10 protein-coding genes are annotated in these 12,561 nt (G+C 65.3%); 8 read left to right on the top strand and 2 right to left on the bottom strand.

Translation table 11 applies throughout. The features are described 5' to 3' along the window. Positions 1-138: 138 nt before the first annotated feature. Positions 139-657, bottom strand: a complete 519-nt coding sequence (locus IX761_RS04110; RefSeq protein WP_194788351.1) for a glycine cleavage system protein R — start codon at positions 655-657, stop codon at positions 139-141. A gap of 458 nt (positions 658-1,115) precedes the next feature. Between IX761_RS04110 and IX761_RS04105 the strand changes: the two genes are divergently transcribed. Next, positions 1,116-3,293 (top strand): malate synthase G, encoded by a 2,178-nt coding sequence (locus IX761_RS04105; protein ID WP_194788350.1) that lies wholly within the window; start codon positions 1,116-1,118, stop codon positions 3,291-3,293. Between the two features lie 116 nt (positions 3,294-3,409). Here IX761_RS04105 and IX761_RS04100 read toward each other — a convergent pair whose 3' ends face one another. Beyond that, the gene (locus IX761_RS04100) at positions 3,410-3,853 is read right to left on the bottom strand and encodes a response regulator (protein ID WP_194788349.1); all 444 of its coding nucleotides are present in this window, start codon (positions 3,851-3,853) and stop codon (positions 3,410-3,412) included. 211 nt (positions 3,854-4,064) lie between these two features. Between IX761_RS04100 and IX761_RS04095 the strand changes: the two genes are divergently transcribed. The 7 genes from IX761_RS04095 (at position 4,065) to IX761_RS04065 (ending at position 12,517) form a co-directional block, all read left to right on the top strand. Further along, positions 4,065-6,002 carry a putative nucleotidyltransferase substrate binding domain-containing protein gene (locus tag IX761_RS04095; protein WP_194788348.1) on the top strand — a complete coding sequence of 646 codons (1,938 nt, stop codon included), beginning with the start codon at positions 4,065-4,067 and terminating at the stop codon, positions 6,000-6,002. Next, a complete protein-coding gene (locus IX761_RS04090) occupies positions 5,999-6,709 on the top strand; it encodes a PolC-type DNA polymerase III (RefSeq protein WP_194788347.1) in 711 nt (236 codons plus the stop codon). The genes IX761_RS04095 and IX761_RS04090 overlap by 4 nt, the downstream gene beginning before the upstream one ends. 278 nt (positions 6,710-6,987) lie before the next feature. After that, positions 6,988-7,506, top strand: a complete 519-nt coding sequence (locus IX761_RS04085) for an RNA polymerase sigma factor (protein WP_194788346.1) — start codon at positions 6,988-6,990, stop codon at positions 7,504-7,506. Further along, the gene (locus IX761_RS04080) at positions 7,503-8,447 is read left to right on the top strand and encodes a FecR domain-containing protein (RefSeq protein WP_194788345.1); all 945 of its coding nucleotides are present in this window, start codon (positions 7,503-7,505) and stop codon (positions 8,445-8,447) included. Before IX761_RS04085 ends, IX761_RS04080 begins: the two co-directional genes overlap by 4 nt. 214 nt (positions 8,448-8,661) lie before the next feature. Continuing rightward, positions 8,662-11,094 (top strand): TonB-dependent siderophore receptor, encoded by a 2,433-nt coding sequence (locus tag IX761_RS04075; RefSeq protein WP_194788344.1) that lies wholly within the window; start codon positions 8,662-8,664, stop codon positions 11,092-11,094. 137 nt (positions 11,095-11,231) lie between these two features. Beyond that, entirely contained in the window at positions 11,232-12,344 is a 1,113-nt protein-coding gene (locus IX761_RS04070) for a PepSY-associated TM helix domain-containing protein (RefSeq protein ID WP_194788343.1), read from the top strand. Continuing rightward, a complete protein-coding gene (locus IX761_RS04065) occupies positions 12,341-12,517 on the top strand; it encodes a hypothetical protein (RefSeq protein ID WP_194788342.1) in 177 nt (58 codons plus the stop codon). Before IX761_RS04070 ends, IX761_RS04065 begins: the two co-directional genes overlap by 4 nt. Positions 12,518-12,561: the final 44 nt, after the last annotated feature.

The raw sequence follows: 12,561 nt of genomic DNA, 5'->3' as shown, positions 1-12,561 counted from the left end.
TTGTGCACAAGCTACTGATTGTTGGGTGTTTTTTGATCACATCTCGCTAACCAGCGCCGCCTGTGGCCTGTAGCGCTGCACCCCCAGGTTATCCACAGAGGCGTACCCCTGAAATCGGGGATAACCTGGTTCAACGGTTTACTCCTCCGGCCGCAACTTCAATTCCACCATCAGGTCATCCGCCAGGCTCTCCAGCCGCCGCTGCAGATCATCCAGCGACAAGGTCAACGGCAGCGCCAGCAAGGCATCGGCACGGAACAGCGGCTCGCTGCTCATCGGTGCCGGGCGCACCTCGGTGCTCAGTCGCTCCACGTTCACCCCTTGCTCGGCCAGCAAACGGGTGATATCACGGACGATGCCCGGCCGGTCGTTGCCCACCAGCTCCATGGCGATCGGCTTCCAGGTACAGGAGGGTTCGATGCCGCTCTCGGCGATCAGCACGCGAATGTTGTGCTCGCCCAGCTTGTGCAGCGACTCGACCAGCTCGTCATAGTTCTCCGCTGGCACCGCCACACGCAGAATGCCGGCGAACTGCCCGGCCATGCGCGACATGCGGCTTTCCAGCCAGTTACCGTTGTGCTCGGCGATACACTGGGCGATACGCTCGACCTGCCCGGCCTTGTCGGGGGCGATCACGGTGAGTACAAGATGGTCCACGGGCCACTCCTTAAGCGTTCAGAACGGGCCGCGACGGCGACCGCAAACGGCGACCGCATCAGTATAGGCAAGGCGCGGCAACCTGCCGCAGGACAGTCCCACCAACCAATCGTGTACTGTTTCAAGATTTATCTGGAACAATCCACCTGTTTTTTGCGAACATACCGTCTCCCAGCGTGACCCCATGCGACCAACCGGTCGCAGAGCGACGCTTTTAGTCTGATGTTCACCTGCCTGCTGCTTCATGTAGTATGCGCCGACGCGGACTACAAAACGTCGTTTCGATGTCTGCCAAGGCGCCTGTGAAAATACGCCAACCGCCCGCCAGCCTGTCTGGCGAGCCGCACCCAGCCGCGCTCGCGCAACGAGTGCATGCACTGGTGCCGTGTTTAGAGAAGCGCTACAGGCTTAATACAGAAGAGCGAAAGCGAAATAGCTGAGCAGAGGTGAGGCAAGCAATGACTGGATACGTTCAAGTCGGTGGCCTTCAGGTCGCCAAGGCCCTGTACGACTTCGTCAACAACGAAGCGATCCCTGGAACCGGCATCAAGGCCGACACGTTCTGGGCCGGGGCGGCAGAGATCATCAACGACCTCGCTCCCAAGAACAAAGCCCTGCTCGCCAAGCGCGACGAGCTGCAAGCCAAGATCGACGCCTGGCACCAGGCACGCCAAGGCCAGGCGCACGACGCCGTAGCCTATAAAGCATTCCTCCAGGAAATCGGCTACCTGCTGCCACAAGCCGACGATTTCCAGGCCACCACGCAAAACGTCGACGAAGAAATCGCCGTCATGGCCGGCCCGCAGCTGGTGGTGCCGGTGATGAATGCCCGCTTCGCCCTGAACGCCGCCAACGCCCGTTGGGGCTCGCTGTATGACGCGCTGTACGGCACCGACGTCATCAGCGACGAAGGCGGCGCCGAAAAGGGCCAGGGCTACAACAAGCTGCGTGGCAACAAGGTCATCGCCTTCGCCCGTGCCTTCCTCGACCAAGCCGCGCCACTGGCCGCCGGTTCCCACGTCGATTCCACCGCCTACCGCATCGAAGGCGGCAAGCTGGTGGTCGCCCTCAAGGGTGGCAGCAACAGCGGCCTGCGTGACGACGCCCAGTTCATCGGTTTCCATGGCGACGCAAGCGCACCGACTGCCGTACTGCTCAAGCACAACGGCCTGCACTTCGAAATCCAGGTCGACGCCACCACCCCGGTTGGCAGCACCGACGCCGCCGGCGTGAAAGACATCCTGATGGAGTCGGCGCTGACCACCATCATGGACTGCGAAGACTCGGTCGCCGCCGTCGATGCCGACGACAAGGTGGTGGTCTACCGCAACTGGCTGGGCCTGATGAAAGGCGACCTGGCCGAAAGCGTGAGCAAGGGCGGCAAGACCTTCACCCGCACCATGAACCCGGACCGCGAGTACGCCGCCCCCAACGGTGGCAGCGTCACCCTGCACGGTCGTTCGCTGCTGTTCGTGCGCAACGTAGGTCACCTGATGACCAACCCGGCGATCCTCGACGCCCAGGGCAACGAAATCCCCGAAGGTATCCAGGACGGCCTGTTCACCAACCTGATCGCCCTGCACAACCTCAACGGCAACACCAGCCGCAAGAACACCCGCACCGGCAGCGTGTACATCGTCAAACCGAAGATGCACGGCCCGGAAGAAGTGGCGTTCGCCGCCGAGATCTTCAGCCGCGTCGAAGACCTGCTGGGCATGAAGCGCAACACCGTCAAGGTCGGCATCATGGACGAGGAGCGCCGCACCACGGTCAACCTCAAGTCCTGCATCAAGGCCGCCGCCGAGCGCGTGGTGTTCATCAACACCGGCTTCCTCGACCGCACCGGTGACGAAATCCACACCTCGATGGAAGCCGGCGCCGTGGTGCGCAAGGGCGCCATGAAGAACGAGAAGTGGATCGGCGCCTACGAGAACAACAACGTCGACGTGGGCCTGGCCACCGGCCTGCAAGGCCGCGCGCAGATCGGCAAGGGCATGTGGGCCATGCCCGACCTGATGGCCGCGATGCTCGAGCAGAAGATCGCCCACCCGCTGGCCGGCGCCAACACCGCCTGGGTACCGTCGCCGACCGCCGCCACCCTGCACGCCCTGCACTACCACAAGGTCGACGTACAGGCCCGGCAGCGCGAGCTGGCGTCGCGTACCCCGGCGTCGGTGGACGACATCCTGACCATCCCGCTGGCCACCGACACCAACTGGTCGGCCGAGGAGATCCGCAACGAGCTGGACAACAACGCCCAGGGCATCCTTGGCTACGTAGTGCGCTGGATCGACCAGGGTGTGGGTTGCTCGAAGGTGCCGGACATCAACGATGTCGGCCTGATGGAAGACCGCGCCACCCTGCGCATCTCGGCCCAGCTGCTGGCCAACTGGCTGCGCCATGGCGTGGTCACCCAGGAGCAGGTGCTGGAAAGCCTCAAGCGCATGGCCGCGGTGGTGGACAAGCAGAACGCCGGTGACGCCCTGTACCGCCCGATGGCGCCGAACTTCGATGACAACATCGCGTTCCAGGCAGCGATCGAGCTGGTGGTCGAAGGTGCCAAGCAGCCGAACGGCTACACCGAGCCAGTGCTGCACCGTCGTCGCCGCGAGTTCAAGGCGCGTAACGGGCTGTAAGGCCTATTCGCGGGCAAGCCCGCTCCCACAGGTGCTCCACTGCTCTGAAGGGCAGCACAATACCTGTGGGAGCGGGCTTGTCGGTGCGCCGAACCGCCGCGAATGCCCCAACGCCGCTATTCGATCCGTAACTCTCTTTTCACCAGCGCCAAAAGCTTCCCCAGATCCACCGGCTTGAGCAAGAAATCCACCACCCCCAGGTGCATCACGTCCACCGCCTCCTTCACATCGGTGTCGCCCGACACCACGATGATCGACAACGCTGCTCGCTCCGATTCGCGAATCTGCCGAATCAAGTCCAAGCCATCCTTCGGCTCCATCCGCAGGTCAGTGATCATCAGCGCGATCCGGGGTTCATAGTGCAGCTTGAACAGGGCATCCTGCGCACCATCGGCGGTCATGCAGGCAATGCCCCGGCTCTTCAGGTACAGGCACAACGCTTCGCTGTTAACCGGGTTGTCATCCACCACCAGCACCACCGGCTTGGGCGCGACCGGCGCACTCACCACGGCCAACGCCTCTCGCTCGGCGTCACTCAGAATATCGTCATGCTCAGCCATGGTGATCTCGTCAAAAACACGTGTTCGCTCAATAGGACCGCGGTTACCGCGCGACCGGGTTCGCCTTTCGTCGGGTCCCTGACAGCCCTGCCCCTAGACTTACGTCCAATGGGCACCACACGGCCGCCAGCCGACCATGGAGGCCGAGAACAACAAAGCCGAGCCTTATAGATAGATATATATAGTTCGGCGTAGCGATACGGTCAGCTTCATGAGCAAAAAGGACGCCTACACCCAAGCCGGCAGGACGGCGGTGCTGCAGAACATCCAGGGCACCCTGCAGTTCCTGCAGCGCTTCCCGCCGTTCAACCAGATGGAACAGGGCCACCTGGCCTACCTGGTGGAACAGTGCCAGCTGCGCTTCTACGCCAGCGGCGAAAGCATCATCAAGCCCGCCGACGGCCCGGTCGAGCACTTCTACATCGTCAAGCAAGGCCGGGTGGTGGGCGAGCGCCAACATGTCACCCGCCCAGGCACCGAAACCACCTTCGAGATCGCCAGCGGCGAATGCTTCCCCCTGGCCGCACTGCTCGGCGAACGGGCTACCCGCACCGAACACCTGGCGGGCGAGGATACCTTCTGCCTGCAACTGGACAAGGCCGCGTTCATCCGTGTGTTCTCCATGTCCGACGCCTTCCGCGACTTCGCCCTGCGCGGGGTCAGCAGCCTGCTCGACCAGGTCAACCAGCAGGTGCGGCACAAGGCCGTGGAAACCCTCGGCACCCAGTACTCGCTGAACACCCCGCTGGGCGAGCTGGCCTTGCGTCACCCGGTGGCGTGCAGCGCCGATACACCGCTGCGCGAAGCCGTGCGGCTGATGCACGAGCAGCAGGTCGGCAGCATCGTCATCGTCGATGAACAACGCTACCCCACCGGCATCTTCACCCTGCGTGACCTGCGCCAGGTGGTCGCCGACGCCAGCGCCGAGCTGACCGCGCCAATCGAGCGCTACATGACCGCCCAGCCGTTCTACCTGCCTCCCCAAGCCAGCGCCTTCGATGCCGCCATGGCGATGACCGAGCGGCATATCGCTCACGTCTGCCTGGTCGAGAACCAACGCCTGTGCGGGGTGATTTCCGAGCGCGACCTGTTCTCCCTGCAACGGGTCGACCTGGTGCACCTGGCGCGCACCATCCGCCATGCCCCGCGCCTGGACACCCTGGTGTCGCTGCGCGGCGAGATCGGCCAGCTGGTCGAGCGCATGCTCGCCCACGGCGCGTCCTCGACCCAGATCACCCAGATCATCACCCTGCTCAACGACCACACCGTGTGCCGGGTGATCGAGCTGGCCATCGCCGAGCGCGGCGACCCGGGCGTACCGTTCAGCTGGCTGTGCTTCGGCAGCGAAGGCCGCCGCGAGCAGACCCTGCACACCGACCAGGACAACGGCATCCTGTTCGAGGCCAGCGACCGCGCCGAGGCCGAGGCCATCCGTGCCAAGCTGCTGCCATTGGCCCAGCAGATCAATCACGACCTCGCCCAGTGCGGCTTCACCCTGTGCAAGGGTAACGTGATGGCCGGCAACCCCGAACTGTGCCTGTCGCGCAGCGAGTGGGCACGGCGTTTCGCCAGTTTCGTGCGCGAGGCCAGCCCGCAGAACCTGCTGGGTTCGAGCATCTATTTCGACCTGCGCGTGGTCTGGGGCGACGAGCAAGGTTGCGAGCAACTGCGCCGCGGTCTGCTGGAGCAGGTGGCCGACAACCGCATCTTCCAGCGCATGATGGCCGACAACGCCCTGCGCCAGCGCCCGCCCGTGGGGCGCTTGCGCGACTTCGTACTCACCCGCCAGGGCGACGACAAGGCCGCCACCCTCGACCTCAAGGTGCAGGGCCTGACGCCCTTCGTCGACGGTGCCCGGTTGCTGGCCCTGGCCCATGGCATCCCCGCCTGCAATACCCTGGAGCGCCTGCGCCAGCTGGTCGACAAGGGCGTCATCGACGCACTGGACGGCGCGGCCTTCGAGGAGGCCTACCACTTCATCCAGCAAACCCGCATGCAGCAGCACCAGCGCCAGACCCGCGACAACCTGCCGTACTCCAACCGCCTCGACCCGGACAGCCTCAACCACCTCGACCGGCGCATCCTGCGCGAGTCCCTGCGCCAGGCCCAGCGCCTGCAAAGCAGCCTGGCCTTGCGGTACCAGCTGTGAACCTGTTCGCCTGGCTGCGCCCGTCTGCCCCAATGCTCGATGACGGCGTGCGTCAGCGCCTGGCCGAACTCCCCCGGCCCGCGCCATTGGGCGTCTGCTCCCTGCGCGAACAGCGCTGGGTGGTGCTGGACCTTGAGACCAGCGGCCTCAACCTCAACCGCGACCAGGTGCTGTCGATCGGTGCGGTGGCCATCGAGGACGGCGCCATCGACCTGGGCCATCCGTTCGAACGCACCCTGCACCGCCCAGAACAGAAGACCAACGCCAGCGTGCTGATCCACCGCCTGGGCCCCAGCGCCCTGGCGGCCGGCTGCGACCCGGCCGAAGCACTGCTCGACCTCATGGCCTTCATCGGCGACAGCCCGGTGCTGGCCTTCCACGCACCGTTCGACCAGCACATGCTGGCCCGGGCATTGAAGGCCAGCCTGGGGCTGCGCTTGCAGCATCTGTTCTTCGATGTGGCGGAACTGGCGCCCATGCTCAACCCCGACACCGTGCTGCGCGAGGCCGGGCTGGACGACTGGGTGGCCCGTTTCGGCCTGGAGGTGCAGGCCCGCCACCACGCCAGCGCCGACGCCCAGGTTACCGCCGAACTGGCCCTGATCCTGTTCAGCCAGGCTCGCCGCCAACAGCTGGACAGCCCGTTGCAGCTGGAGCAGAGGCTCAAGCAGTGGCGGCGACGCAAGGTGCAGAGCCACGGGTTGTAATGGCCTGGCCGCGCAGTGTTCTGTAGGAGCGGCCTTGTGTCGCGAATGGGCCGCACAGCGTCCCCACTATTTCAAGTACGCCTCAATACTGCTGGGGCCGCTTTGCGGCCCTTTCCGGCCGGTCCGGCGCCCCGGCAAGGCCGCTCCTACACAGAGCATTGGCAATCCTTCAGCTGTAATGGCAATCCGATAAGCGTCAATTGCGCCCCCACCCCCGCCTCTGCCACAATCGCGAATAATTATCGTTAGTTAACGCATTCTTTATCGGGGGACGTTCCTTGACGTCTGCGCAGAGCCCACATGCCGAGCTGGTCACAGCACTGTACCGCGACCATCGCGGCTGGCTGCTGGCCTGGCTGCAACGCAGCACCGCCTGCCGCCAGCGCGCCGAGGACCTGAGCCAGGACACCTTCGTGCGCCTGCTCGGCCGCGAACAGCTGGACACGCCCCGCGAACCCCGCGCCTTCCTGGTCGCCGTGGCCAAGGGCCTGCTGTTCGACCACTTCCGCCGTGCCGCGCTGGAGCAGGCCTACCTGGCCGAGCTGGCGTTGGTCCCCGAAGCCGAACAACCCTCCCCGGAAGTGCAGCACCTGATCCTCGAAGACCTCAAGGCCATCGACCGCCTGCTCGGCAAACTGTCGAGCAAGGCCCGCGCCGCGTTCCTGCACAACCGCCTGGACGGCATGGGCCACGCCGAGATCGCCGAGCGCCTGGGGGTGTCCGTCTCCCGGGTGCGCCAGTACATCGCCCAAGGCATGCGCCAGTGCTATATCGCCCTGTTTGGGGAGCCGACATGAGCCACGCACCGGTGTCCAGCGCCGTACTGGAAGCGGCCATCGCCTGGAAGCTGTGCCTGGACGAAGGCAGCGGCAGCACGGACGAACGCAACGAGTTCATGCGCTGGCACGCCGCCGACGAGGAACATGCCCGCGCCTGGCTGCAACTGGGCCTGCTCGACCAACGCGTCAGCACCGCCGCCGGCCCCGCACGCCATGCCCTGATGCAGTCGCGGGTCGGCCTGCGTCGCCAGCTCGGTGGCCTGGCCGGCATGCTGCTGATCGGCGGCCTGCTGGCCTGGGCCGGCGTCCCCTCGCTGGCACCGAACTACTGGCTGGCCGACCAGCGCACCGCCACCGGCGAGCTGCGCACCCTGCGCCTGGAAGACGGCACGCTGCTGAGCCTCAACAGCCATACCGCAGTGGACATCGACTTCAAGGGCGAGCAACGGCTGATCACCCTGCACCAAGGCGAGATCTCGGTGGAAACCGGCCACGAAGACAGCCGCCCACTGCTGGTGCGTACCGAGGATGGCCGCCTGCGCCCGCTGGGCACACGGTTCCTGGTCAGCCGCGAGGCCACGGGCACACGCCTGGAAGTACTGCAGTCGTCGGTCGCGGCCAAACCCCTGAATAGCGGCGATGAGCAGGTGCTGCGCGAAGGCCAGCAGGTCTTGATGAACACCAATGGCCTGGGGCCCCTGGGCCCGGTGGCGGTCGGTGCCGACGCCTGGACCCGCGGCATGCTGGTTGTCGACAACGTGCGCCTGGCCGACCTGGTGGCCAGGCTCGGCGAGTACCGCAGCGGCCACCTGGGCGTGGCCGACGAGGTCGCCGACCTGCGCGTGAGTGGCAGCTTCCCGCTGACCGACACCGACCTGGCGCTGGCCTCGCTGCTGCCAGCCCTGCCGGTGAAGATCGAACGCCACACGCAATGGTGGGTGACCGTCAGCGCCAAGTAGCACCACGGTGAGAGCTCGTCACCTGTAGGAGCGGCCTTGTGTCGCGAAGGGCCGCAAAGCGGCCCCAGGTCATAGTGTGGATGCGAGTACAGCACTCCCGATACGCCCATACGCACAGCAAACAATTCACATTTTTTTTTGCAACGCCCCTGTCACTTTCCCAATCTCGCTCGGCAAGGAAGCAATTAGCACATATCCGTCGAGGAGCCGCTGCATGTCCCGCGCTGTTGATGCCTTGCTTCGCCCCAGCCTGATGGCCCTGGCCATCGGCCTGGCCACGCCGTTGGCCAGCCCTGCCCTGTTCGCTGCCGAGCAATCGGCCATGCGCAGCTACGCGCTGCCCAGCGCCCCCCTGGCCAGCACCCTGAACCAGATCGCCAGCCAGGCCGGCATCACCCTTGCGCTGGACCCGAGCCTGGCCAGCGGGCGCACCTCGGCCCCGGTCAACGGCCAGTTCAACGCCGTCGGCGCCTTGCAGGCCGCGCTGCGTGGCACCGGCCTGCAACTGCAACAGAGCAGCGCTGGCAGCTACAGCCTGGTCCTGGCCGCCGATGGCGGCCTGACCCTGCCGGAAACCAACATCAACGCCGCCAGCGACAGCGAAAGCGCCTGGGGCCCGGTGGACGGCTACGTCGCCAAACGCACCGCCGCCGGCACCAAGACCGACACCGCCCTGGTCGAAGTGCCCCGCTCCATCTCCGTCGCCACCCGCCAGCAGATGAGCGACCGTGGCGTACACAGCCTCGATGACGCCGTGAAGTACATGCCCGGCATCGTCTCGTCCAGCTACGGCAGCGACACCCGCTACGACTGGATGCGCGTGCGCGGCTTCGAACCCACCCAGTTCCTCGACGGCCTGCCGCTGCCCCGCGGCGTGTACGTCAACCCCAAAGCCGAAACCTGGAACCTCGACCGCCTGGCGCTGCTGCGCGGCCCGGCCTCGTCGATCTATGGCCAGACCCCGCCCGGTGGCCTGCTGGACATGGTCAGCCGCCGCCCGCAAGCCGAAAGCGCCCATGAAATCGAGGTGCAGTACGGCAGCGACAACCATCGCCAGATCAACTTCGCCAGCACCGGCAAGATCGACGAACAAGGCCAGTTCCTCTACAGCCTCAGTGGCGTGGTTCGCGATGGCGGCACCCAGATCGACCATATCGACGACAAACGCTACAACATCGCCCCAAGCCTGACCTGGAACATCGACGAAGACACCAAGCTGACCTTCCTCAGCCAGTTCACCCGCGACGATACCGGCGCCACCAGCCAGTTCCGGCCGATCCAGGGCACCAAGATCGACATGCCGTTCGGCAAGATCTCGCACCACAAGAACCTCGGTGACCCGGACTACGAGTTCTACGACCGCACCTACTACGCGCTGGGCTACGCCTTCGAGCATCGCTTCAACGATGTCTGGCAGTTCCGTCAGAACCTGCGTTACACCAAGTCGGACCTGGCCTTCCAGACCATTACCCCCGGCGCCTACTACGAGCCCGGCGGGCCGGTGCAGGCCGATGGCACGGTCAGCCGCATGTCCACCAACGTCGATGAAGACATCAGCCAGTTCGCGGTCGACAACAATTTCCAGGCCGACTTCTCCACCGGCGCCATCAGCCATACCGTGCTGATCGGCCTGGACCACCAGCGCACCAACCACAACTACCTGTCGATCTTCGGCTTCAACGTACCGCCCACCAATGCCGTCAACCCCGTGTACGGCCTGCCGATCACCCGCCCGGACCGCTCCACGGCGTTCTATGACTACGACCAGAAAACCACGCAGACCGGCGTCTACCTCCAGGACCAGATGGCCCTCGACAACTGGCGCCTGACCCTGGGTGGGCGCGAGGACTGGGTGCACACCGGCACCAAGTTCTTCAACAAAGGCGATGCCACCAACACCCAGCGTGACAGCAAGTTCAGCGGCAACGCGGCGATCAGCTACGTCTTCGATTCCGGTTTCGTGCCCTACCTGTCCTACGCCGAGTCCTTCCAGCCGGCCAGCGGCGCGGACGCAGACCCCACCAAGACCTTCAAGCCAACCGAAGGCCAGCAATGGGAGCTGGGCATCAAGTACCAACCACCGGGCTCCAACACCCTACTGTCTGCCGCGGTGTATGACCTGACCCAGAAGAACGTCTCGGTCACCAGCAACCAAGGCGGCGTGGCAGTCACCAGCCAGACCGGCGAGGTGAAGGTGCGTGGCCTGGAGCTTGAAGCCGTTTCCGATGTGACCGAAAACCTGAAAGTGATTGCCGCCTACACCCTGGCCAAGTCCGAAGTGCAGGACGGCCAGTACAAAGGCAACCGCCTGCAACTGATGCCTAACCAGCAAGCCTCGCTGTGGACCGACTACACCTGGCACACCGGCGTGCTCGATGGCTTCGGTATCGGGCTGGGCGCGCGCTACACCGGCAACACCTACGGCAACCAGGACAACACCTGGCTCGGCAAGGCCAAGGCCTACACCGTGTTCGATGCCGCCGTGCACTATGACCTGGGCCGCCTGGACAACAGCCTCAAGGGCGCCTCGGTGGCGATCAATGCCACCAACCTGCTGAACAAGGACTACATCTCGACCTGCGACGGCTACTACTGCTACTACGGCGACCAGCGCAGCGTTGTCGCCAGCGCCACCTACAAGTTCTGAGTGACCGGGGCCGCTGCGCGGCCCATCGCGGGACAAGCCCGCTCCTACAGGTAAAGCGCAACACCTGTAGGAGCGGGCTTGTCCCGCGATGGGCTGCACAGCAGCCCCAACGTCCAACAGACGAAAACGGTACCGTGATGAAAAGCCAAACCATCCGCCGCTGGTCCTTCGTCCACACCTGGACCAGCCTCATCTGCACCCTCTTCATGCTCCTGCTGGCCCTCACCGGCCTGCCCCTGATCTTCCACCACGAAATCGAACACCTGCTGGGCGAAGCGCCCGAACTGCGTGAAATGCCCGCCGGCACCCCGCATCTGGACCTGCAACAGCTGGTGATCAAGGCCGAGCAGCATCGCCCCGGCGAGGTGATGCAGTACTTCGGCTGGGAGAAGGACGAACCCAACGGCGTGGTCGCCATTACCGCCGCCACCGCCGGCACCGACCCGAACGACTCGCACACCTTCATGCTCGACGCCCGCACCGGTGAGGCGGTGGCGATGCCGGCGGCCAACGGTGGCTTCATGATGCTCATGCTGCGCCTGCACGTGGACATGCTCGCCGGCTTGCCGGGCAAGCTGCTGCTGGCCTTCATGGGCCTGCTGTTCGTGGTGGCGATCGTCTCCGGTACCGTGCTCTATGCGCCGTTCATGCGCCGCCTGAAGTTCGCCACGGTGCGCCACGACAAGTCGCGCCGGTTGCGCTGGCTCGACCTGCACAACTTGATTGGCGTGGTCACCCTCAGCTGGGCGCTGGTGGTCGGCGTCACCGGGGTGATCAGCGCACTGTCCGACCTGGTGATCGCCGCCTGGCGCAACGACAGCCTGGCGGCCATGGTCGCCCCCTACCGCGATGCCCCGGCGCTCACCGAGCGCGCCCCCGCCACCGATCTGCTGAAAATTGCCGAACAGGCCGCACCCGGTATGCGCCCGGACTTCATCGCTTTCCCCGGCACCCGCTTCTCCAGCGAGCACCACTACGCGGTGTTCATGAACGGCGCCACGCCCCTGACCTCGCACCTGTTCACCCCGGTGCTGATCGACGCTCGCACGCTCCAGGTGACCGCCGTTGGCGAGCGCCCCTGGTACATGGATGCCATGGGCCTGTCGCAACCGTTGCACTTCGGCGACTACGGCGGGCGGCCGATGCAGATCCTCTGGGCCGTGCTCGACGTGCTGACCATCATCGTGCTCGGCAGCGGCCTGTACCTGTGGTGGGGCAAGCAGCGTAAATCCAAGGAGGCACGGGCATGAGCCACAGGTCGCAAAGCACCCGCCGGATCTTCGCCTGGCCGGCCGTGGTAGCGCTGCTGAGCATCGCCGGGCTGTTCGCCGCGCTGCTCGGTGATGGGGTCTGGGATGCGCTGGCCTGGGCCGGGCTGGGGGCTTCGGCCGTGCTCGGCCTGAGTGGGTTCTGGCGGCGTTAGGGGCAGGGCATATTACCCACAGGCGAGTTCAGTGCCCTTTATTG

This window comes from Pseudomonas sp. UFMG81, from assembly GCF_015354575.1.
Classification (GTDB): Bacteria; Pseudomonadota; Gammaproteobacteria; order Pseudomonadales; family Pseudomonadaceae; genus Aquipseudomonas.
Note: the sequence above shows the minus strand (reverse complement) of the source record. Positions and strands in the feature narration are given on the sequence as shown.